A 24,630-nucleotide genomic window follows, 5' to 3' on the forward strand; every position below is an offset into this window, starting at 1 on the left:
TCAAGGGACAGGAATCGGAACCGGACGCGGCTCACAGGACGCATCCTCCGAATGGCCTGAAAGAATGAGGGCAGAAATGAAGATGATGAAGCAACAAACGGACCGTTTTTGGAATCGCGCCGGAGAGTTCGGCGCACGGCTGTGGACACACCGCGCAGCCGCGTCCGCGCTGAGATTCAGCCGCAGCGCTATTGCGCTTTCTCTGGTCTACCTGATGATTCCGCTGGGCATGGGTAACCTTTCGGCGTTTGCACAGAGTGCGCCACCGCCTCCTCCGGATCAGGATGCGCCGATTGACCAGGGTGGAGCGCCGCCGCAGCAGTACAGTGCCCTCAGCCCGGATCAGCTCAATCAGCTCGTTGCCCCGATCGCGCTCTATCCCGATGCGCTCGTGGCGCAGATTCTGGCCGCCACAACTTTTCCCAATCAGATTCCTGACGCCGACCGCTTCGCCCAGCAGCATGCGGGCATGAGCCCGGATCAGATCGCGCAGATGGCCGACGGCATGCCGTGGGACCCCAGCGTCAAGGCGCTGACGGCATTTCCCACCGTGCTTTCGAACCTCGACCGCAACATGGACTGGACCTCGCAGCTCGGCAACGCCTACTACAACCAGCCGCAGGACGTGATGAACGCGGTGCAGGCGATGCGTCAGCAGGCATACAGCTCCGGAAACCTGCGCACCGGCTCACAGATCGCCGTGACCTACGCGCCGGGTAACATCGTGATCGCGCCGGTCAATCCCGCGGTGGTCTACGTGCCTTATTACAACCCCTGGGCGGTGTATGGCCCGGTCATTCATCCCTGGTATGGCTACTATGTTGCGCCGCCGCCGCGCGGCATCGCCTTCGGAGTCGGCCTGGGCATCGGCTTTGGTCTTGGAATCGTCGTCGGTGCATGGTCGCACTGGGGCTGGGGCTGGGGACACTGGGGCTGCGGATGGGGCAACCACGCCGTCTTCTTCAACCACACCACGTATGTCTCGCGCAGCGTGACGGTCATCAACCACGGCTACTACGGCCGCTTTGACCGCAACCCGCAGGCGCGCGCCTTCAACCGCAACGTGTCGATGCACGCCGTGAACTACAACCGCAACGTGAACGTGTACAACCACACCACGATCAACCGGACCAACACGTTCAACCGCAACAGCGGCAACACCTACAATCGCGGCAATACCTACAACCGTGGCAACACGTATAACCGCGGCAACGTAAACAACGGCTTCCGCCAGAACAATGCGCGCCCGGCCCAGAACTTCAGCCGGCCTGCGCAGACTCGTCCGGCGCAGAACTATAACCGGCCGCAGCAGAACTTCAGCCGGCCCTCCGGCGGCGCGCATCCGCAGGCTCGTCCGGAAGCTCATCCTGGCGGCGGACACCCGAGCGGTGGCCATCCCGGTGGTGGACACCCCGGCGGCGGCGGCCATCCGGCCGGTCACGGCGGACACCGCTAAAAAACAGCACGAACAACAGAGCGGGGATGGAGCTCCCATCCCCGCTTTTCTTTGCGGCGAAAGAAGCTGTGCAGGCTGTGGCGTGCGCAGGAAGTTACCCAAAGCAGCGCTCTGAAAGCTCAGGCGCAGACGGAAGCCTCAGAAGCTCAGGCGCAGATTCAGATAGAAGATGCGGTTAGCCTCGGTGCTCGAGAACAGGCTCGAAGAGAGCGCCGTGTATTGTCCGAAGAGCGGCGACTCCAGCACGCCCACCGGCGGCGCCGGGTTCACGTTATTCAGAATGTTCTGCGCCTCGAAGCCGAGCGCCAGATTGTACTTCCTCTCCACCGGCGTCTTTTTCTTTTTGCCGCCGGCGGCTGCAGGCGCTGCCGGAGCGCTGTCCTGCACCGCGGGACCGAAGCCGATACTCCGCAGCAGGGTAAAGTTCAGCATGGTCTGCGACGGCCCGTTCGCATAGTTGATGGGGACGATCGTCTGTCCCGGCAGCGGGTCGGCGTCGAAGTTGCCGTAGCGCGTGCGGTAGACACTGGGCCGGTTCAGATCGGTGGCAAAGGCCGGGCGGTCGTTGAACTGCGCGTCGCCGTTCAGGTCCTGCCCGATGGTGATATTGAACGGGGTCGCCGACTGCATCACGAGAAAGGGCGTAGCCTGAAGGCTCCACGGCAGATTGATCACGCCTCCCAGATAGCCCTGGGCGCGAATATCGTTCGAAGCGCGTCCCCAGTCGGCGTGCAGATCGTACTGGTTCGAAGGAAAGCTGGCGGGACCGGCGGTGTTAGCCTTGTTCCAGCCCAGCGTCCACGAGCCGTACAGCAGCACCGGCCCGGTGGTGAGGTGGAAGCGCACCAGCAGGCGGTTGCGCTTTGACGCGCCCTCCGATTCGTACTCGTAGATATTTTCGTTCGTTCCCAGCGGACGCACCGGGCTGGCCGGAAAGGTGCCGGGCAGCGGCGCGTTGATGTTGCGCGTGAGCAGCAGATCGATCCCGCGCGAATACTGCCAGGTGGCGGAGAGCGTCAGAATCTTGCGCAGCGTCTCATCGATCTCGATGCTCTCCTCGGCCGTGTACGGAGCGTGCAGGAGCGGAGCGATGCGGTAAATCGTCGGCGAGGATGAGCCATTCGGCGGCGGGAAATTCGGATACGAGGGATTCTCGACCAGATACTCCTGCTGGACGATTCCGTTCTGGCGCTCCGCCGTAAGCACCAGGTCCGGCGTAAAGCGGTTATAAAAAATCCCGGCTCCGGCGCGCAGAATCGTGCTCGCGGCCTTCTTGTCCGTCGCGCCGATGGCCCAGGAGTACGACAGCCGCGGCGCAAAATCCGCGTGATCGTGGATATGGTTCTGCGTCTCGAAGCGCAACCCGTAGGCCAGCGTCATATTCGGGTGCAGCTTCCACTCGTCCTCGGCGTAAAGGCCGAGATCCTGCGCCAGAATCGCAATCTTCGACTGTCCCGTCGTCAGGCTGAAGAGCGATGGTTTGCCCGCGGCGTAATCGTCGAGCGACGAGAAGATGTACTGTCCGTTGAAGTCCGCATTCGAGTCGTTGGAGTCGCGTGTGGCGCGCCAGCGGCCGCCGAAGCGGAGGAAGTGCGCTCCGGCCGCGACCGAAGCATAGTTCTGCAGCTCGTACTGGTCCTGTTTGTCGATCACCGTCCCCAGATTGTTGCCGCCTCCGGTGAAGGCGCCCTGCACCACGATGGTGGGCAAGCTGCTGGCCGCAATCTGATGGTTGCGCGTGCGCACGTACTGAAAGCGCGTTTCGTTGACGACGTGCGCGCCGTACATCTGTGTATCGCTGATCTGCAGCGTCTGCTGCACGTTGCGCGTGCTGATGGCCTGCGAGGGCAGGGAAAACGAGCTGGACAGCAGATCGTCCTGCGTGGCGCGGTTGATCTCGTAGCGCACGGTGACGGTCTGATCTTTGCCGGCCTGGAAGTCGAAGCGCGGCGTCAGGTCGAGCCCTGTCTGCGGACTCGGCACGGCGGCATCGTAAGCCGCGCCTCCCGGAGTGGTGACCGCGTGGATGAACGACTGGCTCTCGTAGCGCTGGCTTTCGACGCTCAGAAAATATGATGCGAACTTCGACAGAGGCCCGTTGACATCGCCCAGCGCATAGACCGAGCTGTACGAGGGCTGCGTGGAAACATAAGGGTTGCGCGAGTTCAGCGCCGAATCGTTGCCCAGCAGGAACAGGTCGCCGTGCAGCTTTTCCGTGCCCGGCTTCGTGAAGATCTCCACCCGCGAAAAGCCCACCTTGTCGTACTCCGCCGAGTAAGGGTTTTCGTTGATGCGGATCTCGCGGATCGCCGACTTGGGCGGCAGCTTGCCCGAAGTAAATCCATCGACGTAAAACTGCGTCGGCGACTCCGGATCGGAGCCGGCCATCACCTGCAGCTGCAGCTGAAGATCCTGCGGATTGTCCGGAAGCGTGTCAAGCTCCGGTCTGCGGAGGATCATGGCGCTGGCGTTCTGGTCGGGGCTGGTATCGAGCGTCTGGCCGGAGATCTGCACCTGCTGCTGCTGCACCTCAATCCTGATCCGGAGATTCAGACGTACATTCTGGCCCGGCTGCACGTCCACATCGCTCAGCGCGAAGAGCGAAAACCCGGTCGCCTGGGCCGTGATCGTATACCGGCCCGGCGCCACGTCCGGAAAGCGGAAGACCCCGAAATCGTCGCTCTGCGTCGCCTGCGACAGGTGATCCGCGCTGATCAGTGCGATCTTCGCCGCCCGGACCAGCGCGCCTTCGGGATCGAGGACCGTACCGGAGACGGTTCCCGGAGCATTTCCGGGAGTGGTCTGCGCCAGGATCTTCGGCGCGCACAGCCAAAAAGTAAAGAGCAGCCCGGCCCACAGAAGAAAGCTGCAGCCCCGCATCATGGCCCGGGTCATACTGCCGCGCCTGCTCCGCCGCGGCACGCAACGGGCCGCACGGGCGTTCGGCATTTTCTCGGGACAGAGGTTTGGCATGCAGGTCGGGGAAGCTCCAGGGCAGTCTTTTCAGAGAGATGCGGAAGGCTCAGCACGCAGAGTGCAGGGGGCGCAAGGTACGATCTCTCTGATCCATATCAAAGTGAGGCATAAAAAGAGGTCATTTCGCTTCATGGTGCAGGGCGTATCGCACCGTGAGCCTGTGATTTGTGAGATTAGCTTTATTTGTAACAATCTCCAGGCAGAAGGGAACACGCAATGGTGTACTGTACCTGCGTAATGGGGGAGTAATCAGAATGGAACAGGAGCGTACCGAATCAGTAATAACTTGAACGGCTCAGCCCTTGTCCTTCTTTCATTTTCCTACACCTTTCCGCTTTGGGAAAGCATTTGCTGCAGCTTCTGTTGTAACTGGGTAGTTATCGCCTCCGGGCTCAGGCCTGGCGCAAACTGCAGTGCCTCGCCGACGCGCACCGTCAGGCTGCCGGAGCGGAACCAGCGCCGTTGCCCCTGCTTTATCTCACCCAGCCCGCACAGCGCCACCGGAACCACAGCCGTCTTCGATTCGCCGACCAGAATGCCGATGCCCGGCCGGAAGGCCTGCAGACCGCCGGCGGTGCGGTGGCCCTCCGGAAAGACCAGCACGTGATAGCCGTGATCGAGCGCTTCGCCCGCGTGCTCGAAGCTGCGGCGAAAGCCCGCCGAGCGCGGCAGCGGAAAGACATTGAAGAGCGCCGTAACCAGCAGCCACACTGGCGGCCCCAGAACGTTCAGCACGCGCGGGCCCAGGTTCTTCCTCTGCCGCCAGTCGGCAAGCATATTGGCGGCCATTGCTGCGGCCACGCGACGGCGCATGCGGCCAGGCAGGGCATACAGAATCAGCGGCACGTCATAGGTGCTGACGTGGTTGGCAATCAGCAGCACCGGACCTTTAACGGAAAGCGTGGCGTCGCGCTCGATTCCGGGAGCGGCCAGCAGCCACACCAGCGGGCGCAGAACCGCTTCGATAAAGGCGACGCGCAGTATCCGAACCGGCCACGACCACGGCCAGCGGGGATAGATATCCTTCCGCACCGTCTGCTGCGGCACTGCAGGCTGTTCCGCGGACATCGCACCGGCCTGATTTGCCGCAGTCTGCACAACCGCAGTCTGTCTTTCCGGTGCAGCTTCCGGTGCCGGCGCGCCCATGCCGAGCAGCCGTCGCAGATCGCCCAGCGTAGCGGCCTGCTCGAGCATGCTGTCGCTCAGGGTAAGGTTCAGCCTCTGTTCGAGCTCGGCCTGCAGCTGCACGCGGCCCAGGCTGTCCAGCCCCAGATCCTCCGCCAGGCGCGCGTCGTCGCCGGAGCTTGCGGCCTGCGTGCCGGTGATGGAAGCAATCAGGCGCATCAGCGGATCGGATGCATCCGAGCCCGAGCCATCGCGGCGCTGCGCGTTCATCCACTCCGTCACGCGCCGCCGCTGAATCTTGCCGGTTGAGGTGCGCGGCAGGTCCAGCTCCGGCCACAAACGCCAGTGGCGAATGCGCTGATACTCGGCCAGCTTCGCATTGGCAGCGATCACCGCCTGCTGCGCAGCTTCTTCCGGTCCGCGAAAGAGCAGCACCGCCGCGGCCTCGGTACCGTTTGCGGTCAGCAGCGGCACCACCGCCGATGCCTGCACGCCGGGCTGCGCACTGAGTGCGGCCTCGACGTCCTCGGGGTGAATGTTCATGCCTGAAGAGGTCACGATGACCTGGTTTCTGCGCCCCAGAAAGCGCAGCTGGCCCTCCTCGTCGCGGCTCGCCAGATCGCCGGTTGCCAGCCACGGCGATTCGTTCCTTCGCATCGCACCCTGCTGCCAGGTCGCGGTGGAGACCATCTCGCCCCGTACCAGAACTTCGCCTTCGTCGGTGATCTGCACTTCACGGCCCGGTAGCACTTTGCCTATCGTGCCTTTGCCCGGCTTAAAGGGATGGTTCAGCGTGATGAGCGCGGCGGTCTCGGTCATGCCGTAGCCCTGGATCAGCGCAAAGCCCAGCGTCGTCCAGCAATCTTCGAGCTCCGGCGGCAGGGAAGCGCCGCCGCACACGAATGCCCAGAATTTGTAACCGAATCTGCGATGAATGCTGCGAAAGCGCCACCATCGCTTCCAGATCTTCTCCCCATGCGCGGCCTTCAACTGCGCTTCCAGCTCCGGATGCTCCGCCAGCAGCGCCGAGCGCAGCAGGTCGGGCACGCGCGGCACCGCCGCCAGCACCGAAATGCGCTCGCGCCGCAACAGCTCCAGCAGCCGCTGCGCCTGCAGCCGTGACTCGAAGTGAACCTCCGCCGCCAGCAGCGGAGGAATCCACAATCCCATGAACTGGCCGAAGACATGGCTGAGCGGCAGCGTGTGCAGAAAGCGCAGCGGATGCACGATGCGCTCATACTTTCGATACTTCTGCATCTCACGCTCGATGGGCGCAAGGCTGGCCAGCACATTGCGGTGCGTATGCACCACGCCCTTCGGCTCTGCCGTTGTGCCCGAGGTGAAGAGGATCTGCAGCGGCGTGTCGAGCGACAGCGCAGGCTCGCGAAGATCGGGTCCGGCATACCGCGGCAGCACCGCAACGGCATCGAAGTCGAGCAGCGGAGTCGTGCCGCCCAGCGCAGCCAGCAGCATCCCATCGCCGGCGATCAGGCGCGGCTCGGTGTCGGCGATCACGCGCTGCGCAAAGTCGAGGCTGCCCGCGGCATCGAGCGGTACGGCCAGCACTCCGCGCTGCAGGCAGCCGAAGAACGCGCCCATCCACTCCGCGCCGTTCGGCCCCCACAGCACAACCCGCTCGCCTATGCCGATGCCGCGGCGCATCAGCTCTGCGGCAAAGCTGTCGGCCAGCGCGGCCAGCTCCGCCCAGGTCGTGACGATGCGGCGGTTGCCGCGGTGCGAGACGATCGCCGCCTGCCCGCCGTTATGGCGGAAATCGTCGATCAGGGTTGCCAGATGAGGGCGCATGCAGAGTAAGACGCGAAATCAGATGCGCGCGAAATCGATGAACCCGTGCCAGGGATCGGTGCGCACCAGCTTCACTCTGATTCTGTCACCAACATCGACGCCCTGCTGGCCGTGAACCACCATGCCCTCCACATGTGGAGCCAGAGCGCGGGCAAAGGTGCCGTGCTGATTCACTCCGGTGACGATGGCACTGAAGGTTTCGCCGACGCGCCGGCTCATCGCAACCGCGGCGATACGCTTCTGCATCTCGCGCTCCACCTTGCGGTCGGCGTCTTCCATCCGGGTGCACTGCGCGGCCACCGAAGCCAGCTCGTCATCGGAGTAGGGCGAGGGCCGTCCCTGGAGCATCGCCTTCAGAAGGCGCTGCGTCACCAGATCGGCATAGCGGCGGTTGGGCGCGGTGGAGTGCGTGTAGTCCTGCACGGCAAGGCCGAAGTGCCCCTCGGGCGGATCGCCGGGACGCTCCAGCACATACTCACCGGGACCGAGCAGCTTCACCACCGCCAGCGACAGATCGGTAAAGTGGTCGGGGTCCGCTTTCTTCCGCTCACAGAGAAAGTCGTGCAGCGCCTTTGAATCCGGCGTTGCCGGAAGGCTGCCGCCCTGCTGCTTTGCCAGCTCCACGATGCGGTCCCAGCGCCTGGGTGTCTTCACCACGCGGCGAATGGAAGAGAATCCCTTCGCGGCCAGCGTGCGCGCCACCACGCCGTTGGCGGCGATCATAAAGTCCTCGATCAGCTCCGTCGCCGGATTCTTCAGCTCCGCGGCCACGTCCACGACCTCGTCGTGCATCATCACCGGCTGCGTTTCGATGGTCTCGATGTTCAGCGCGCCGTGCCGGTATCGTTCCAGCCGCAGACGCTGCGCAATCTCATGCTGCAGGCGAAGCTGAGCCTGCAGCTCGGCCGAGGCGGCGACCTTCTTCGGAGCCGGGCCGGTGCCGGCCAGCCATGCGCCGACTGAAGGATAGGCAAGCTGCGCCTTGTTGACAACGATGGCCGGATAAATCTCGCTCGATGCGATGCACGTATGCGCGTCGATCGTGAAGTCGGCGACCATGGCCGCGCGCGTCTCATGCTCCAGCAGGGAAGTGAGGCCCGTCGAAAGCGCCTCCGGCAGCATGGAAAAGTTCTCGACGCCGGTGTAGATCGTCGCCGTCTCCGCGAGCGCGTAGCGGTCCAGCGCCGAGCCCTTCGTCACGAAAAGATCCACATCCGCGACGGCGACCATCACGCGCAGATCGCCGTTCGGCAGCCGCTCGGCGTATTCGATCTGGTCGAGATCGCGTGAGGTGTCGTTGTCGATCGAAGACCACAGAAGGTGCCGCAGATCGCGTGCCGAAGCCGGAGGCTGCGGCGGATGGCTCTTCAGTTGTTCAGTTTCATCGAGAGCCGCTGCCGGAAAATCGGGTTGAAATCCATGTTCGATCAGAGAGCGCCGCGCAGCGTCCCGCAGGTTGAAGTGAGAATGTCCGTTCGTCATGACCACCTGTAGACAGGAAGCTCAAAACTATCACGCCGCCTGGGGAAAAGGGGAGGCGCGGAAAAGGTTCGCGGAGAATTTTGCGCATGCGGCAGCGCGGTGGCGAGTGTGCCGCAGCGCTGCGCGAATACGATGGATCACTCCGGATCAGACGGCGGCGTCGCGTCCATGCTGTTCTTTCAGATCGCGAAGCAGCGCCTCGATCTGTTCTTCGCGCTCCAGCACGGCAAAGCGATCCTCGAGCGTGTCCGCATCCGCCAGCTCTTCGTGCGCGGCGTTGCTCGCCTCGCTGCCGGCGATGCGCACACGCATGCGCTGCATCCCGGCTGCGCGGTCTTTGTTGTCGATGGCCTGCCGCGCCTGTGCCGCCCTGCCGACCACCCGCGCCCGCCGGTGCTGCGCAATCAGCATCTCGCAGCGCGAGCGCGTCTCTTCGAGCTTCTGCTGCAGTCGGCGCAGCGCGTTCTTCAGCGTCTCCACCTCGGCCTTCTGATCTTCAAGCTGCTGCGCAAAGCCGGCAGCCATTTGTTTGTGGCTCAGCGAGCGCTCCAGCGCGGCGCGCGCCAGGTCGTCATTCGCCTTCTTCACCGCAAGCTCGGCCTTGCGCTGCCATTCGGCGGCGGCCTCTTCGTGCTCTTTGCGCTTTTTGTCGAGCAGGTGCTCGTCGGCAATGGCGATGGCCACCTGTGTCTTTACCTGGAGCAGCTGATTTTCCATATCGAGCACAAGCTGCTTCAGCAGTTTCTCCGGGTCCTCGGCCTTTTCGATCAGATCGTTGAGGTTGGCCCGAAGCAGTGTTCCCACACGTTCGAGGAGTGCCATAATCTTCCTCCTTAACGGAAATAAAATTGAGGCGGAGAGCCGAAAGGCCCTCCGCCCGGGTTGAAGTTACTTGCCGTCGATCGTCGAGCTGCCGTTCGCAGAACCTCCGTTCGGCCGCGAACGCATGCTCTTCACATTCGACATCAGCTCACGCAGATCCATTCCCGAGAGCGCTTCAAAGAGCGCCGGCACCTGCGCCGCGATCTTTGCCATGTCGCCGGTGAGCTTGCTCGCGCCCGCCGCGCCGTCGCTGCCGGTCGAGACGATGGTGACCTTGTCCACCTTCGCCAGCGGCTCCGACATCGCGCGCACCACATCCGGAAGGCTCGAGATCAGCTTGTCGACCACCGCGGCCTGGCTCCACTCCTGGTATGCCTCGGCCTTGATGTTCATGGCCTTCGCCTCGGCCTCGCCCTTCTGGAAGATGACCGCCGCTTCCGCCTCGCCCTGTGTGCGGATCGCGGAGGCGCGGCCCTCGGCTTCCATCGTCAGACGCGCTTTTTCCGCCGCGGCCAGGGCTTCGATGCGCTGACGCTGAATCTCGGCATCCTTCAGCACCGTGGCGATCAGCTCCTTCTCGTGGCGCAGAATTTCCGCATCCTGCACCTTGATCTGCTGCTCTTTCTCGATCTGCATCACCTTCACCTGCTCGGCGACGACCTGCTGCTGCATCACATTCGTCTGCAGCTCGTAGGCCTTATCGGCCTGCGCCTGCTGGCGGCGGCTCTGCTCGGCGAACTGCGCCTTCTGGATATCGAGGTCGCGCTGCGCCTCCGCCTGTTTGGCCAGCGACTGCGTTTCGGCGATCACCCGCTCCTGATCGGCCGCGGCCTTCGCCACCGCCGACTCGCGCAGAGCATTCGCGCGGCGAATCGCCGTATCGCGCTCGGCCTCGACCGCGGCCACGTCCGCGTCTCTCTTGATGCGGGCAATGTCAGGACGGCCCATGTTGGTGATGTACTCGTTCTTGTCGCGAACCTCCTTGATGGTGAACGAGACCACTTCGAGCCCCATCTTGCTCATATCGTCCGCGCAGGTGGAACGCATGCGGTCGGCCACCATCTCCGGCTCCTTCACGATCTGCTCGACCGTGAGCTGGCCGATGATGCCGCGCAAATGGCCTTCCATCACCAGCCGGATCAGCCCTTCGCGCTGCGGCGGCGTTTTGGTGAGGAACTGCTCCGCCGCGGTCAGGATCGACTCCTGATCGCTGCGCACTTTGATCTGCGCCACGGCTTCGACGGTGACCGCCACGCCCTGCTTCGTGTACAGATCCTGCTGCGGAGCCACGTCGAATGACATCAGCTCGAGCGACAGCTCGCGGCAGTTCTCGACCATCGGAAAGATGATCGTGCCATGTCCCTTGATCACGCGCGGTCCGCGAAAGCCGAAGACGATGAGCGCCTCATTCGGTCCGGCTTTGCGGAACATTCTGGCCAGTATGCCCGCCAGAAGTATCAGCACCAGCAGGCCGAGTCCGACAATGACAACAATGGTGTTCGTCATAACATCCTGACCTTTCATCAGGAAAACTGCGATTACCGTTTCTGCGCCGTGCCGCGGCCGGGCTCCGCCGCTTCGTCAGCGATGTCTTCCCAGCGCCGCACGTACGCAATGCCCTGCTCGTAGCGCATGACCACCACTTCTGTATCGCGCGGAATCGCTACGCCTTCCTCACTCCGCGCGTGAGCAAAACGGCGGCTGCCGTTCTGCGAAAACAAAATCTCTCCCGTGCCGCCTTCCCGGATCGGGCCGCTGACGCGTCCCAGCATGCCGAGAATCTCCGTATCGGCCGCCGTCAGCTCGCGTTCGTGCGGCATCAGCACCCGCACCAGAAACCAGAAGAGAATCGCCGCGCCGGCCAGCCCCGTCAGTGTGGAGACGCCCAGCACCACCGGCATCACAAAACTGCCGAACTGCGTCAGCAGATAACCGCACCCTCCGAACCAGCAGAGAAACGCCGCCAGCGTGAAGCCGTTCACCGGGCTGATGCTCACTTTGCCCGCCGCCTGCGCGCCACCGTGGGTGTGCGGCACGTGCATATGGCCGTGCCCGGCCCTGCCCAGCGGCGTGTGCAGATGGAAGTGTCCGAAGTGCAGATGCCCGAAAACTCCCAGCGCCGACAGAAACGTCAGCGACAGTCCCAGCGCAAAACAGATCAGATAAAACGCCTGCCACGTCATTTGCCGGCCTCCTTTCTTTTGCCGCGCCGTGCCGTCTGCGAGCGCCCGGCCCTTTGCGCCGGCTGCGGCACGGCAGGCGGCAACGTCCTGCCCGATGCCTTCGGAGCGCTCCTCCCCGGTTCCACTCCCGGAGTGGGCCGCAGCACCTCCAGCAGCCGCTCCGCCAGTCCCTGTGTGTCGAGCACGGCTTCGAGCAGCAGCAGACAGCTGCGCGAGTCCGCGTGACGCGCCACCGCCAGCAGCGCCCGCCGCAGCTCAGGGTCGCGGCGGAAGCGCTCGGCTCCGCCGATCAGCCACAGATCGAGCTTGTCGTCGGAGGTCGGCGCCAGCGCCCGCGCATCACTCAGCAGCTCCGGGTGGTAGCCCTCCGGATCATCGACCAGATAGCCCGGATGCACGTGGAAGAACTTCGCCAGCAGCAGCCGCGTGGTGTTGGTCAGGTGCGGCCGCCCGCCGTTCTCGATCTGCGAGAGGTAGCTCTGGCTCATCTCGCCGCCGGTCTCCTCGCGGATGGCCCGCAGCAGCTCCTGCTGCGTCATGGCGCGTCCCAGCCCGCGAAGGCTGCCTTCCATCTCGCGCAGATACCGAAGTTTTTCGCCCAGTTTCATCGCCGGAAGCTCTATCGCAATCCGTGAATACGATATCGCAATATGTAATATTGCGCAACAGGAATCGAATCGCCCCCGAAAGCCGCTGAAAACAAATCGAATCCGGCTCGCCTGAGCCGGATAACCCGCGCCCACCCCTGTCTTTCTCGCCGTTTCCCGGGCGGAGCTACACTGATCTGTTATGTCACTGGCACAGCTTTCCACCGTCATTCTGCCGCATCCGCCGCAGGGAGCCTTTCGCAATGAGCCCTTCCTCGATTTTTCACAGCGCGAGAATGAGCACGACATGAAAGAGGCGCTCGTCCGGATCGGCGATCGGCTCGGATACGAATATCCGCTGATCATCGGTGGCGAGCGGATGCTCACCGCCGGCAAAATCGAATCGCGCAATCCGTCGCGGCCCGCGCAGATCGTCGGCATTCACCAGAAGGCCGGAGCCGAGCACGCCGAGCTGGCGATGCAGGCGGCGCTGAAGGCCTTCGAGACCTGGCAGTATGCGCCGGTCGAAGATCGCGCGTCGCTGCTGCTGCACGCGGGCGCGATCATTCGTAAGCGCAAGTTCGAATTCTGCGCGTGGCTTACCTATGAGGTCGGCAAGAACTGGGCAGAGGCCGATGCCGATGTGGGCGAGACCATCGACTTCCTCGAGTTCTACGCGCGAGAGGCGCTGCGCCTTGCGAAAGCGACCACGCCGATTCAGTATCCCGGCGAGCGCAATGAGCTGCTCTATCTTCCGCTCGGCGTCGGCGCGGTCATCCCGCCGTGGAACTTCCCCTTTGCCATCATGGCGGGCATGACAGCGGCGGCGATCGTCAGCGGCAACACGGTCATCCTCAAGCCGTCGAGCGACTCGCCCACCATCGCCGCGCGCTTCGTCGAAGTGCTGGAAGAGGGCGGCATGCCGGCCGGTGTCGTCAACTTCTGCCCCGGCTCCGGCGCCACCTTCGGCAACGCCATCGTCGAGCATCCGAAGACGCGCTTCATCGCCTTTACCGGATCGAAGGATGTCGGCCTCGACATTCACGAGCGCGCCGCCAAGGCCCGCCCCGGCCAGATCTGGATCAAGCGCACCATCCTCGAGATGGGCGGCAAGGATTCGATCATCGTCTCCTCCGATGCCGATCTTGACGCGGCCGTCGACGGCGTTGTCGCCTCGGCCTTCGGCTTCAGCGGGCAGAAGTGCTCGGCCTGCTCACGCGCCATCGTCGAAGAGCCGCTCTACGACGTCTTCCTCGAGCGTGTTCAGCAGCGCGTGGCGAAGCTCACGGTGGGCGATCCCGCCGCGAACCCGAATATGGGGCCGGTCGTGAACGAGGCGGCGATGAAGACGATCCTCGAATACATCGCCATCGGGAAGCAGGAGGGCCGTCTGATCAGCGGCGGCAACGCCGTCTCCACTCCGGAGAACGGATATTTCATCGAGCCGACGGTCATCGCCGACATTGCTCCCGATGCGCGCCTCGCGCAGGAGGAGATCTTCGGGCCGGTGCTTGCTGTTCTGCGGGCGCGTGACTTCGACCATGCTCTTGAAATTGCGAATAACACCGAGTACGGACTTACCGGAGCCGTCTATACCGAAGACCGCGTCAAGCTGGATTGCGCCCGGCAGAAGTATCATGCCGGAAATCTCTATTTCAACCGGAAGTGCACCGGAGCTATGGTGGGCGCGCATCCCTTCGGCGGATTCAATATGTCGGGCACGGACTCAAAGGCCGGAGGTCCGGACTATCTGTATCTCTTTACCCAGGCTAAGTCCGTAGCGGAAAAGCTGCGCTGAGTTATTTCGTATATAGTGGCCGTAACTGCTCGCAGGTAAGTGATATGGAGCAACGGGCTCAGCCACGGCTGCGGAAGTGTGCAAGGAGTGTTGTGTGGCCAGAATTCTGTGCGTGGATGACGATACGGAAATTATCCGGTTGAAGCGGCTCATCTTTGAACAGGCCGGCCACTCCATTACCGCCTGCACCAACGCCGCCGATGCGATGCGGATTCTGCAGACGCAGGACTTCGATGTGATCGTGACCGACTGGCGTCTCGGGCAGGACTCCGGACGCAGCATCGTACAGGCCGCAAGACAGCTTGCTCGCTCCACGGTTCCGGTTCTGGTGGTGTCGGGTTATGTGGACGAGGCGTTTCAGGCCGCGGAGCCGCTGGCCGACCTCTATCTTGAAAAACCTGCCGACCCGAGAGAGCTATTGCAGGTGCTTGAGGCGCTGCTTCAGGCCAGACCCGCAGCAGCGCCCGCCGAATAAGTAACTGGTTCTGTTACGTTCCCTGCATCATCAGCTCGCCGACAGCCGCGGCTGCCTCGGCGAGAATCCGGTGATGGATGGTGAACAGCGCCAGCTCCAGCCGGTCGGAGACGCCGGTCTTGTCATAGATGCTGCGAAGGTAATTCTTGATGACCTGTTCGGTCGTTCCCAGGCGCATCGCGATTTCCTTGTTCTTGCATCCCTGAACGATCAGCGCGACGATCTTCATCTCCTTCGGAGTCAGACGGTCGCGAACCCGCGCTCCGACAAGATCCTCGTCCGGCGGCTGAACGGCGCCGATTCCGGCTGCGCGCACGTTCCGCTCTCCTGCGGCCACGCGGCGCACGCAGTCGATGAGGGCAGGGCCGCTCACGCCGCGATGCAGAAATCCCTGCACACCCGCACTAAGGTACGGCAGGGGAGATTCACCATTTTCGGCAATCACGATACAGCGGCTGCCGGCGGCGCGCACACGTTCGACAAAATCAGGCAGTTCAAGTTTGAGTGTGGATGCGAAAAGCACAGTGGCACAGCGGAAGGCATCCAGTGCCGGCAAAAGCCGTTCCGCCTCCGCGCACTGAGCAATAATGCGAAAGTCGTCCTCCATAGCGAGTATTTTGGCGGTACCCGCGCGGAAGATCGCCTGGCTATCGGCTAAGATAACTTTGTTCATCGATCTTTCGTTTCCTCAAATGACTTTCCCATACCGGGCAGACGGTCTTGCGGGACAGTCTACACATGCATGATCGACTTGGTTTCAGGCGCAGCTGATCGCTGCTGCCTGTGCAGCTCATCGACCGGTAAGAACCCGACCTTGTGTCTCTTCTGAACAGCCGGACACTGTGTGGCGTCTAAAGTCGCATACTGAGGAATCGCAGCTTACTACCAGGTTCCTTCTGATTTTTTGGTAAATTGGAATCAAGAGTAGCGAAGAAACCTTCTCTCTGCAAAGCAAAAAGTTATTGATAGCTCAAAGGATAGCTCCGACCTCGCCCGAAGGTTATCAAAAAAATACTGACGGAGCATACACTCACTGTACCGATGGGTAAACCAGTCATCCTCGCGGTGGACGACGACGCCAGCGTTCTGGAAGCGGTCATCCAGGATCTGCGCCGTCAGTACGGCTCCGGCTACCGCATTCTGCGCGCCGGTTCGGGCCAGGCAGCTCTCGATATCTGTGCGCAGCTCAAAGAGCGCGGCGATGTGGTCGCTCTCTTTCTCTCCGACCAGCGCATGCCCGGCATGCAGGGCGTCGAATTTCTGGAGCGGGCGCAGGGGGTTTATCCCGATGCGAAGCGCGCGCTGCTCACCGCGTATGCCGACACCGAAGCGGCCATCCGCGCCATCAACACCGCCCGCATTCACTACTATCTGACCAAGCCCTGGGACCCGCCCGAGGAGCAGCTTTATCCGGTGCTAGACGATCTGCTCGAAGACTGGCGCGTCGACTATAAGCCGCCGTTCGAGGGTCTGCGCGTCGTCGGTCCGCGCTGGTCGCTGCGCGATTATCAGGTGCGCGACTTCCTCTCGCGCAATCAGATTCCGTATGTCTGGCTCGATCCGGAAAAGGACGATGCCGCCGTGCAGCTTCTGCAGCAGTACAAGGTGGACGACCGCCACCTGCCCGCGGTCCTCTTTCCCGACGGCGCCGCGCTCGTGCAGCCGACCATTACGGAGTTGGCCGGCCGCGTCGGCCTGCGCACTCAGGCGCAGAAGGACTTTTACGACCTGGCCATTATCGGCGCTGGTCCGGCGGGCCTCGCCGCCGCTGTGTACGGCGCCTCCGAGGGGTTGAAAACGCTGGTCATCGAGCCGGAAGCGCCCGGCGGCCAGGCAGGCAGCAGCTCGCGCATCGAAAATTATCTCGGCTTTCCCTCCGGGCTCAGCGGAGCCGACCTTGCCCGCCGCGCCTACGTGCAGGCTTCGCGCTTCGGGGCTGAATTCCTCACCCAGCGCGCGACCAGCATCTGCGTCGATAACCAGTACCGGCTGGTGCGCCTGGCCGATGACCGCGATGTCTCCTGTTATGCCTGCGTTATCGCCACGGGGGTCAATTACCGCCGTCTTGCCGCTCCCGGCGTCGAGCGGCTGACCGGAGCAGGTGTCTATTATGGTGCCGCGCTGGTCGAGGCGCGCTCCTGCGCCGGAGAGCAGGTATATATCGTTGGCGGAGCCAATTCCGCCGGCCAGGCGGCGATGTACTTCTCCCGGTACGCTGAAAAAGTGACTATGCTGGTGCGTTCCGGCTCGCTTGAGTCGAGCATGTCGAAATATTTAATCGATCAGATTGCCGGCACATCCAATATCGTGGTGGAAACCTGGGCAGAAGTGAAGGAAGCCATAGGAGAGAACAGGCTGGAAGCCATCCGGATCGGCACGCAGCAGGGTGAGGAGCTCCGTCCGGCAACCGGGCTGTTTATCTTCATCGGGGCCGCTCCGCAGACGGACTGGCTGCCGGAGGGCATCATGCGGGATGCGAATGGCTTTATTCTTGCCGGGCGGGATTTTCGGGTCGAAGGGCAGCTTCCGCGCATCTGGAAAGAGGAGCGTGAGCCCTTTCTGCTCGAAACCAGTACACCAGGGGTCTTTGTTGCCGGCGATGTTCGTCACGGCTCGGTCAAGCGTGCGGCTTCGGCAGTGGGCGAGGGTTCCATAGCCGTACAGTTTGTGCATCAGTATCTTGCCCGCTTCTAGCGGGCGCGTCATGGATGGATAAAGCGCAGATGGAAGGACAGGTTACCTCGGAAACGATTTCTGCTCAGGAATTGCTTTCGCAGCTCCGTGAAACCGCGGTATTTTCTCAGTCGCAGGCCGCCGATCTGGCCTGTCTCGATGACGTGGAGCTGGTGCATGCGCCGGCCGGCTCGCTGCTCTTTGAGCAGGGCGAGCCCCGTCTCTCTTTCTGGGTGCTGCTCGGCGGCCAGGTCAAGGTGACCAAGGCCGGCAGCAAGGGCGAGATCACTCCGCTTGCCGTCCTTCAGGCCGGTGAATCCTTCGGCGAAGTCCCGCTGATGCTCGGCTCCGAGTGCGCTCCGGCCAGCTGCAGCGTGGTCGAGGACAGCACGCTGGTGCGGATCGAGGCCGATGCCTTCTGGCGTCTGATGTCCACCTGCCCGGCCGTGCGCGGCGGCGTTCTGGCCAATATGGCGCGCCGCATCGAAACCTATCAGACGCTGACGCAGCAGAGAGAGAAGCTGATCTCGCTCGGCACGCTGGCCGCCGGTCTGATGCACGAGCTGAACAACCCCGGCGCCGCCGCCAAACGCGCCGCCTCCCAGCTTCGCGAGAACATGACGCAGCTGCAGGAGATCAGCCTGCGCCTGACCGATACGCCGCTTACGCAGGAGCAGAAGTCCTGCCTGCGCGATCTGCAGCAGGCGGCCTTTAATCAGCAGAAGAATGCCGCCCTCGGCAGCCTTGAGCAGTCCGATGCCGAAGAGGCGCTGACCGAATGGCTGGAGAGCATCGGCGTCATGAACGCCTGGAAGCTTGCTCCCATTCTGGTGGCCGCCGGCTGGGTGAGGGACGATATCCAGTGCGCGCAGTATGCCTTCCCTCCCGCGCTGCTCTCCGACGCTCTGAACTGGCTTGGCGCGCTGCTCTCGAACTTCCACCTTCTTACCACCATCGAAGAGAGCCTCAGCCGCGTCACCGAGCTGGTCATCGCCGTCAAAAAATACGCCTGGGACGGCAAGAACAAGGAACACCAGGTCGATGTGCAGGACAGCATCCACAGCACCCTCATCCTTCTCGGTCACAAATTCCGCCACAAACAGATCGTCGTCGAGAAGCGATTCACCCCCGAGCTTCCCCGCCTGACGACCTCCGCTACCGGCCTCAGTCAGGTCTGGACCAATCTCCTCGACAATGCCATCGACGCATCCCCCGACGGCGGGAAGATCGTCGTGCGCACCTGGGTCGAGCGCAATCAGGTCTGCGTCGGCGTCTCCGATACCGGACCGGGCATTCCCCCCGAGCATCGCGAGCGCATCTTCGAGCCCTTCTTCACCACCAAGCCTGCGGGCGTGGGCACCGGCCTCGGCCTCGACATTACGTACCGCATCGTCGCCGGCAGCTATCACGGACAGATCGAGTTCACCTCTGAGCCCGGAAACACCGAGTTCATCGTCCGGCTTCCCATCAGCGAATAAGCGAGGCGGTTTTTCCCGGGCCATAAAGCGCTGCGAAAAAGGCTTATGGAATTGGCTCCGGAGAGCGGGCAACACTGCCCGCAGCCGGGCTATCTCATCTGTCAGCAGGCTGGTCTTCGTCAGACCCACCCACAGGAAAAATCAACGTGAAGAGATCATAACTTCACCGCTCCGGTCTTCGCGCACAGCGCGTACACGAATATGAGCACGGATTCCAGGCCAGCGGCTCAGCCCCGGCCCTCCCCCACTGACCGTGTTCCGTGAAGAGGCAGGGTTCAGGCCCTGCCTCTTTCCGTCTTCCTCTCCTGAAGTTCACTCCCGCTCCGCCGATACATCCGTCAGAGCTCGCGGTGCAGGCCATGCTGTCTCTGGGCAGCGCTGCCGTGCGCCCTTTCGCAGAGCCCGACCGGGTACAGGAGAGCCGGAACGCATGTTTGCCATCGTTGGAATACTGATCGTTTTCGGCGCCGTAACCGGCGGCTATCTTCTGGAGAAGGGGAAGCTGGCGGTTCTGGTGCAGCCGTCGGAGCTGCTGATCATCGGCGGCGCGGCGCTGGGAACGCTGCTGATCGCCAATCGCGTCCATACGCTCAAAAAGATCGCCGCCGGAGCCGGAGGCGTCTTCGGCGCCCTGCTGTACAGCCAGGCCCGCTATCTCGAAACACTGAAGATGATGTATGAGCTGCTGAACAAGGCGCGCCGCGCCGGCATGCTGGCCATTGAAGCCGATATCGAGGACCCGGCGACGAGCCAGGTCTTCGGAGCCTCTCCGGCCTTTCTGAAGGATCATCACGCGCGCGACTTTGTCTGCGACACCATGCGCATGGCCGTCACCGGAGGCATCGATCCCTTCGAGATGGACCAGATGATGGAGCTCGATATGGAGGTGCAGCACCGCTCGGCGACCGAGCCGGTCCACTCGCTCAGCGCTCTGGCGGACTCGCTTCCCGGTCTCGGCATCGTCGCGGCCGTGCTGGGCGTGGTCATCACTATGGGCGCGCTCGGCGGCCCGCCCGAGCAGATCGGCCACAAGGTGGCCGCGGCGCTGGTCGGCACTTTTCTCGGCATTTTGCTCTGCTACGGCCTCATCGGTCCGGTAAGCGCGTCCATGTCGAAGTCGATGGACGACGAGAATGCCTACCTCTATATGCTGCGCGTGCTGATGCTCTGCTTTATCCGGGGCAATCCGCCGATCATGGCCATCGAAGTCGCCCGCCGCGCGATACCCATGCACGTCCGCCCTTCGTTTACAGAGGTGGAGACGGCCTGCCGCGGTCCGCGCACCGGCGAAACCCCCGAGGGAGAGACGGAGACAGCCGCCTGAGCGCCTATGTCGAAGATCATTTTCGTCCGGAAGAAAGGCCACGGCGAAGCGCACCATAAGTCCGGCGCGTGGAAGGTCGCCTATGCCGACTTCGTGACCGCGCTGATGGCACTCTTCATAGTGCTCTGGCTGATGAACACCAACGACCACATCCGCCAGGCCGTCGCCGGATACTTCAACGATCCCTCCGGCAAATCCGCGCTCACCGGAACCGACCGCTCCGGCTCGAACGACAGCCTGCCTATCACCCGCAATAATGTCGCCAGTCTCAAGGAGCGCCTGGAGTCGGCCATTCTCAAGCGCAATAATCTCAAGGCGCTCTCCGATCACATTCAGATCACCATCACCCCGGAAGGTCTACGCATCGAGCTGCTCGAATCGAAGGACGGCACCTTCTTCAATACCGGCAGCGCCACCCTCAGCCAGAACGGCCGGGAGCTGCTGCAGCTCATCTCGCAGCAGCTCGGCAGCCTGCCCAATCAGATCTCGATCGAGGGACACACCGACGCGCGGCCTTATGCGCTCACCGGCAGCTACAGCAACTGGGAGCTCTCGACCGATCGCGCCAACGCGGCGCGGCGTGTGATGCAGGCCTCTGGCCTGCGCGGCGATCAGGTCTCTCAGGTGCGCGGCTATGCCGACGAGCAGCTTCGCGTCCCCTCCAACCCCTACGATCCCTCGAACCGCCGCATCTCGCTGATCGTCCAGTACATGAAGGATGCACCCGACCCTCCCGGCATTGTCACGCCGCATGCGCCGCTCGCCGCGCAGGTGCAGATTCACTGAGTCCGCTCGCTGTCTTCGAGTCCCGCACCGCAGGCGCGCTGAAATCTCTACGGCGTCAGCCCGGCAGCGCTGCGGCCTTCGCATTCCATGTACGCTGAGGACTTACTCTGAATACTCGGGGAATCCGGATGCCGAAGCTGCCGCGTGCCATACTGTCTGCCATCGTCTGCCTGACCGCGCTCTCCCTCTCTGCGCAGAGCTTTACCGACATCAGGCCCAGCCCGGCGCAGGTGGCCTGGCAGGATCTCGAGATCGGCGTCATCTTCCACTTCGGCACCAACACCTTTCTCAACCGCGAATGGGGCGACGGCACCGCCAGCCCGTCTGTCTTCAACCCCGCGCACGTCGATACCGATCAGTGGATGAAGGCCGTCAAAGCCGGTGGCGCGCGATACGTCGTCCTGGTCGCGAAGCACCATGACGGCTTCGCTCTGTGGCCGACGGCGCAGACCAGCTACAGCGTCAAATCCAGCCCGTGGCTCGACGGCAAAGGTGATCTGGTGCGCATGGCCTCCGATTCGGCCCGCGCCAACGGCCTCGGCTTCGGCGTCTATCTCTCTCCCTGGGACCGCCACGAGCCGAAGTACAACGATCCGCCGGCCTACGACAAGTTCTACCTCGCCGAGCTGGACGAGCTGGCGCAGCACTACGGTCCACTCACCGAGTTCTGGCTCGACGGAGCCGGCAGCGCCGGGCACACCTACGACTTCGCCAAAATCGTCACCGAGCTCCGTACCTATCAGCCCAACGCCATGGTCTTTGCCGATGTCGCGCTCTTCCAGTACGCCGACCTGCGCTGGGTGGGCTCGGAAGACGGCACCATTCCGTACGAGAACTGGAACGTCATCGACCGTGCCGGGTACCTGCGCTGGCGTCCCGTCGAGGCCGACACGCCGCTGCGCAAACTGCACTGGTTCTGGCACCCGCACGACGAGTCGAGCCTGAAGTCCGTCTCCGAGCTGGTCGACATCTACAACAAAACCGTCGGCCACGGCGGCCAGCTCATGCTCGGCATTGCGCCGGACGACACCGGGCTGGTGCCGCAGGCGGACGCGGCCCGCCTGAAGGCGTTTGGCGATGCGATTCACCAGCTTTACGGGCACAACCTCGTCGCCGAAGAGCACGGACGGCCCGCAGCCGGCGAGGAGGCCACCTTCGACAGCGACACGGATACCTTCTGGTCCGCTCCGCAGGGCTCGCACCATGCCACGCTTGAAATCAGCTTCCCGAAACCTGTGACCTTCGACCGCTCGCTCGCCATGGAGTGGCTCAACGATGGCCAGCACATCGAAAAATATGCTGTGGAAGTCTTTGAAAACGGCCGCTGGAAGACGGTCGCCTCAGCCCAGGCCATCGGCCACAAGAAGATCGATATCTTTCCGCCGGTCACGGCGCAGCGGGTCCGCCTCAACCTGCTTTCGACCACCGGCGAGGCGCATATTCGCGAGTTCCAGATCTTCAACGACGCGAACGTGAAGCTGCCCCGGGAGTAGCCTCACATCATCCGCGCAAACTTCTGCCGCCGTGCCTCCCACTCGTCGGTCGAGAAGAGGCGCGGCCCCACTTCGATCAGCCGCGGCACCATCTGAAAGACCGCGACCGGGCTCCAGCGCCGGCCCTCGCGCATGCGGAAGCCCTTCTCGTTCAGGTCGCTGGCGATATTTGAGAAAGGGAAGTCCTGCACCAGCAGCTCCATCATCAGCAGCAGGGCCTGGTTTTCCTTCGGATCGATCTCCAGCCGGCTGCAGTCGTCGGAGATGCGCAGGCCGTAGGGAATCTGCTCGCTGAAAGCGCCCTCCGTCGGAGCCTCCGAGTCGGGCAGCTCGCGCCGCCACTCGATCGAGACCAGCTTCCAGCCGGCCGCCATGCGCTGCTCCATCACCTCCGGGCTGAAGGGCCCCGAGATTACATCGCGAATCCTTTCAAAATGCGCCATCCAAAGCCTCCCCGCAGATTTCCGCCGTACCCAGTGGCAATCGCCATGCCAAAGCGCCGGACCCTTCTGCGCGCCGCAAGCAAAACATAAGAAAAGATATCTTCGCCAGAGCGTTTCCCTGTTTCGATCTCCGAGCGTCCACTTTCCGGAATCTGCGTCCACTCCCGGACGGCCGCAGGAATACTCGAAACCGAAGCCTCCAGGAGAGAACAGCGGTGCCGCCAAGACTGCCCGAGCGGCCGGCTCTGAATCTTTTCTTGATATCAAGCATCTTGATATCGAGAAAATTGACGATGGCAACTCAAAACCAATCCGGAAATACGACGGACACCCGGGGTATTCACCTCTGGCTGATCCTGCGGAAGGCATCCCGCACCCTCGAAGCGCACGCGATCCGCAATATCGCGGCGCTGGGCATGGGAGTGAGCGACTTTGCCGTGCTCGAAGCGCTGCTGCACAAAGGGCCGCTGACGGTGAAAGAGATCGGCGCGAGAGTGCTGCTGACCAGCGGCTCGATGACCGCGGCCATCGACCGCCTGGCGGAGCGCGGCCTGGTCGAGCGCACCGAAGATGCCGAAGACCGGCGGGCGCGAGTCATTCGGCTTACGTCATCGGGCCGCGCCCTGATCCGCCGCGCCTTCCGCGGCCACGAGCAGGCGATGGAGCAGGCCGTCGCTTCGTTTGCCTGCGAAGATCGCGTGCAGCTGATCGATCTGCTGCGCCGCCTTGGACGCAGCACCGATCCGCCGCCGCACTGATACCGCGCTTCGGCAGATTTCCGGCAGCCGTTTTCAGCATTGCACCGCAACCACATCCGGCATCGCAGCGATGCCAAAGGAGCAACACCATGTCTGTACAGAAGAAAATCCTCTCCATCAACGGGCCGGTCTCGAAGCACTGGGTCGGCGACGGCTTCCCCGTGCGCACCCTCTTCGCGCCCAATGGAGTCACCCCCGAGCTCAGCCCGTTCCTGATGCTCGACTACGCGGGCCCGGCTTACTTTGAGCCTTCCAGCCGCGCACGCGGCGTCGACGAGCACCCGCACCGCGGCTTCGAGACCGTCACCATCTCGTGGCAGGGCGCGGTCGATCATCGCGACTCGGCCGGCAACTCCGGCACCATCTACCCCGGCGACGTGCAGTGGATGACGGCCGCCTCCGGCGTTGTGCACGAGGAGAAGCACGAGCGTGAGTTCACGAAGAACGGCGGCGTCTTCGAGGTCGTGCAGCTCTGGGTCAACCTGCCCAAAGAGCACAAGATGACGAAGCCGCGCTATCAGGCCATCACCAGTCGGCAGATTCCCGTGGTGAAGCTGGGCGGAGAGAGCGTCGCCCGCGTCATCGCCGGAGAGCTGGACGGAGTGAAGGGTCCGGCAAAGACCTTTACGCCGGTCAACGTCTTCGACGTGCGCCTGAAGGCCGGCGACAAGGTCGATCTGGCGCTGCCCGAGGGGCACAACAGCCTGCTCGTTCTGCTGAAGGGCGATGTCACGATCAACGGAAGCACCGCGCTCGAAGGCGAGGCGAAAAAGGCCTCCCTCAGCGCGGAAGGCGATTCGGTCGCGCTCGAAGCAAAGGCCGACACCATCCTGCTGGTGCTGAGCGGAGAGCCGATTGATGAACCCATCGCCAGCTACGGCCCCTTTGTGATGAACACTCGCGAAGAGCTGATGCAGGCCGTCACCGATTACCAGTCCGGACGGATGGGGCATTTGGCGTAAGGC

19 protein-coding genes are annotated in these 24,630 nt (G+C 63.1%); 10 read left to right on the forward strand and 9 right to left on the reverse strand.

The features are described from left to right. Positions 1-82: 82 nt before the first annotated feature. The gene (locus D0Y96_RS19310) at positions 83-1,456 is read left to right on the forward strand and encodes a DUF3300 domain-containing protein (protein WP_158562503.1); all 1,374 of its coding nucleotides are present in this window, start codon (positions 83-85) and stop codon (positions 1,454-1,456) included. Between the two features lie 138 nt (positions 1,457-1,594). On the opposite strand, the gene D0Y96_RS19315 is transcribed toward D0Y96_RS19310, so the two are convergent. From D0Y96_RS19315 to D0Y96_RS19345, 7 genes are all read right to left on the reverse strand, one after another. Beyond that, positions 1,595-4,351, reverse strand: coding sequence for a TonB-dependent receptor (locus D0Y96_RS19315; RefSeq protein WP_158562504.1), 2,757 nt, complete (start codon positions 4,349-4,351; stop codon positions 1,595-1,597). Positions 4,352-4,753: 402 nt separating this feature from the next. Beyond that, positions 4,754-7,363, reverse strand: coding sequence for an AMP-binding protein (locus D0Y96_RS19320; protein WP_117303345.1), 2,610 nt, complete (start codon positions 7,361-7,363; stop codon positions 4,754-4,756). A gap of 18 nt (positions 7,364-7,381) precedes the next feature. After that, a complete protein-coding gene (locus tag D0Y96_RS19325) occupies positions 7,382-8,845 on the reverse strand; it encodes an RNB domain-containing ribonuclease (RefSeq protein WP_117303347.1) in 1,464 nt (487 codons plus the stop codon). Positions 8,846-8,992: 147 nt separating this feature from the next. Continuing rightward, positions 8,993-9,667, reverse strand: a complete 675-nt coding sequence (locus D0Y96_RS19330; protein ID WP_117303349.1) for a PspA/IM30 family protein — start codon at positions 9,665-9,667, stop codon at positions 8,993-8,995. A 66-nt stretch (positions 9,668-9,733) separates the two neighbouring features. Next, the gene (locus D0Y96_RS19335) at positions 9,734-11,173 is read right to left on the reverse strand and encodes a flotillin family protein (protein ID WP_117303491.1); all 1,440 of its coding nucleotides are present in this window, start codon (positions 11,171-11,173) and stop codon (positions 9,734-9,736) included. A 32-nt stretch (positions 11,174-11,205) separates the two neighbouring features. Then, complete coding sequence (locus tag D0Y96_RS19340; RefSeq protein WP_117303351.1) at positions 11,206-11,850, reverse strand: NfeD C-terminal domain-containing protein; 645 nt, start codon at positions 11,848-11,850, stop codon at positions 11,206-11,208. After that, positions 11,847-12,458, reverse strand: a complete 612-nt coding sequence (locus D0Y96_RS19345) for a helix-turn-helix domain-containing protein (RefSeq protein ID WP_252263960.1) — start codon at positions 12,456-12,458, stop codon at positions 11,847-11,849. Before D0Y96_RS19345 ends, D0Y96_RS19340 begins: the two co-directional genes overlap by 4 nt. A gap of 181 nt (positions 12,459-12,639) precedes the next feature. Here D0Y96_RS19345 and pruA point away from each other — a divergent pair, with 181 nt between their 5' ends. Both pruA and D0Y96_RS19355 read left to right on the forward strand, forming a co-directional pair. Continuing rightward, positions 12,640-14,235 carry an L-glutamate gamma-semialdehyde dehydrogenase gene (pruA, locus tag D0Y96_RS19350; protein WP_117303354.1) on the forward strand — a complete coding sequence of 532 codons (1,596 nt, stop codon included), beginning with the start codon at positions 12,640-12,642 and terminating at the stop codon, positions 14,233-14,235. A 94-nt stretch (positions 14,236-14,329) separates the two neighbouring features. Next, entirely contained in the window at positions 14,330-14,710 is a 381-nt protein-coding gene (locus D0Y96_RS19355) for a response regulator (protein ID WP_158562505.1), read from the forward strand. Positions 14,711-14,723: 13 nt separating this feature from the next. Here D0Y96_RS19355 and D0Y96_RS19360 read toward each other — a convergent pair whose 3' ends face one another. After that, positions 14,724-15,383 (reverse strand): response regulator transcription factor, encoded by a 660-nt coding sequence (locus D0Y96_RS19360; RefSeq protein WP_117303358.1) that lies wholly within the window; start codon positions 15,381-15,383, stop codon positions 14,724-14,726. Between the two features lie 368 nt (positions 15,384-15,751). Here D0Y96_RS19360 and D0Y96_RS19365 point away from each other — a divergent pair, with 368 nt between their 5' ends. From D0Y96_RS19365 to D0Y96_RS19385, 5 genes are all read left to right on the forward strand, one after another. Beyond that, a complete protein-coding gene (locus D0Y96_RS19365; RefSeq protein WP_117303361.1) occupies positions 15,752-17,404 on the forward strand; it encodes an NAD(P)/FAD-dependent oxidoreductase in 1,653 nt (550 codons plus the stop codon). Between the two features lie 29 nt (positions 17,405-17,433). After that, on the forward strand, positions 17,434-18,861 hold the full coding sequence (locus tag D0Y96_RS19370; protein ID WP_252263961.1) for an ATP-binding protein: 1,428 nt from the start codon (positions 17,434-17,436) through the stop codon (positions 18,859-18,861). Between the two features lie 430 nt (positions 18,862-19,291). Then, complete coding sequence (motA, locus tag D0Y96_RS19375) at positions 19,292-20,185, forward strand: flagellar motor stator protein MotA (RefSeq protein WP_117303365.1); 894 nt, start codon at positions 19,292-19,294, stop codon at positions 20,183-20,185. 6 nt (positions 20,186-20,191) lie between these two features. Then, positions 20,192-20,971, forward strand: a complete 780-nt coding sequence (locus tag D0Y96_RS19380) for a flagellar motor protein MotB (protein ID WP_117303367.1) — start codon at positions 20,192-20,194, stop codon at positions 20,969-20,971. 128 nt (positions 20,972-21,099) lie between these two features. Then, the gene (locus D0Y96_RS19385; protein ID WP_117303369.1) at positions 21,100-22,464 is read left to right on the forward strand and encodes an alpha-L-fucosidase; all 1,365 of its coding nucleotides are present in this window, start codon (positions 21,100-21,102) and stop codon (positions 22,462-22,464) included. Between the two features lie 2 nt (positions 22,465-22,466). On the opposite strand, the gene D0Y96_RS19390 is transcribed toward D0Y96_RS19385, so the two are convergent. Further along, positions 22,467-22,907: a recombinase family protein gene (locus tag D0Y96_RS19390; RefSeq protein ID WP_117303371.1), complete on the reverse strand. Its 441-nt coding sequence runs from the start codon at positions 22,905-22,907 to the stop codon at positions 22,467-22,469. 293 nt (positions 22,908-23,200) lie between these two features. On the opposite strand from D0Y96_RS19390, the gene D0Y96_RS19395 reads away from it, so the two are divergent. Together D0Y96_RS19395 and D0Y96_RS19400 are read left to right on the forward strand one after the other, a co-directional pair. After that, a complete protein-coding gene (locus tag D0Y96_RS19395) occupies positions 23,201-23,665 on the forward strand; it encodes a MarR family winged helix-turn-helix transcriptional regulator (protein WP_117303373.1) in 465 nt (154 codons plus the stop codon). A gap of 89 nt (positions 23,666-23,754) precedes the next feature. Continuing rightward, entirely contained in the window at positions 23,755-24,627 is an 873-nt protein-coding gene (locus D0Y96_RS19400; RefSeq protein ID WP_117303375.1) for a pirin family protein, read from the forward strand. Positions 24,628-24,630: the final 3 nt, after the last annotated feature.

The organism is Paracidobacterium acidisoli, assembly GCF_003428625.2.
GTDB lineage: Bacteria > Acidobacteriota > Terriglobia > Terriglobales > Acidobacteriaceae > Paracidobacterium > Paracidobacterium acidisoli.

What these genes read in the sequence shown, in the direction of transcription:
- D0Y96_RS19335 (WP_117303491.1), bottom strand. Translation starts at nt 11,173, where the DNA reads ATGACGAACACCATTGTTGTCATTGTCGGACTCGGCCTGCTGGTGCTG.
- D0Y96_RS19400 (WP_117303375.1), top strand. Translation starts at nt 23,755, where the DNA reads ATGTCTGTACAGAAGAAAATCCTCTCCATCAACGGGCCGGTCTCGAAG.
- D0Y96_RS19385 (WP_117303369.1), top strand. Translation starts at nt 21,100, where the DNA reads ATGCCGAAGCTGCCGCGTGCCATACTGTCTGCCATCGTCTGCCTGACC.
- D0Y96_RS19320 (WP_117303345.1), bottom strand. Translation starts at nt 7,363, where the DNA reads ATGCGCCCTCATCTGGCAACCCTGATCGACGATTTCCGCCATAACGGC.
- D0Y96_RS19315 (WP_158562504.1), bottom strand. Translation starts at nt 4,351, where the DNA reads ATGACCCGGGCCATGATGCGGGGCTGCAGCTTTCTTCTGTGGGCCGGG.
- D0Y96_RS19370 (WP_252263961.1), top strand. Translation starts at nt 17,434, where the DNA reads ATGGAAGGACAGGTTACCTCGGAAACGATTTCTGCTCAGGAATTGCTT.
- D0Y96_RS19380 (WP_117303367.1), top strand. Translation starts at nt 20,192, where the DNA reads ATGTCGAAGATCATTTTCGTCCGGAAGAAAGGCCACGGCGAAGCGCAC.
- D0Y96_RS19360 (WP_117303358.1), bottom strand. Translation starts at nt 15,383, where the DNA reads ATGAACAAAGTTATCTTAGCCGATAGCCAGGCGATCTTCCGCGCGGGT.
- D0Y96_RS19325 (WP_117303347.1), bottom strand. Translation starts at nt 8,845, where the DNA reads ATGACGAACGGACATTCTCACTTCAACCTGCGGGACGCTGCGCGGCGC.
- D0Y96_RS19330 (WP_117303349.1), bottom strand. Translation starts at nt 9,667, where the DNA reads ATGGCACTCCTCGAACGTGTGGGAACACTGCTTCGGGCCAACCTCAAC.
- pruA (WP_117303354.1), top strand. Translation starts at nt 12,640, where the DNA reads ATGTCACTGGCACAGCTTTCCACCGTCATTCTGCCGCATCCGCCGCAG.
- D0Y96_RS19390 (WP_117303371.1), bottom strand. Translation starts at nt 22,907, where the DNA reads ATGGCGCATTTTGAAAGGATTCGCGATGTAATCTCGGGGCCCTTCAGC.
- motA (WP_117303365.1), top strand. Translation starts at nt 19,292, where the DNA reads ATGTTTGCCATCGTTGGAATACTGATCGTTTTCGGCGCCGTAACCGGC.
- D0Y96_RS19310 (WP_158562503.1), top strand. Translation starts at nt 83, where the DNA reads ATGATGAAGCAACAAACGGACCGTTTTTGGAATCGCGCCGGAGAGTTC.
- D0Y96_RS19345 (WP_252263960.1), bottom strand. Translation starts at nt 12,458, where the DNA reads ATGAAACTGGGCGAAAAACTTCGGTATCTGCGCGAGATGGAAGGCAGC.
- D0Y96_RS19365 (WP_117303361.1), top strand. Translation starts at nt 15,752, where the DNA reads ATGGGTAAACCAGTCATCCTCGCGGTGGACGACGACGCCAGCGTTCTG.
- D0Y96_RS19395 (WP_117303373.1), top strand. Translation starts at nt 23,201, where the DNA reads ATGGCAACTCAAAACCAATCCGGAAATACGACGGACACCCGGGGTATT.
- D0Y96_RS19340 (WP_117303351.1), bottom strand. Translation starts at nt 11,850, where the DNA reads ATGACGTGGCAGGCGTTTTATCTGATCTGTTTTGCGCTGGGACTGTCG.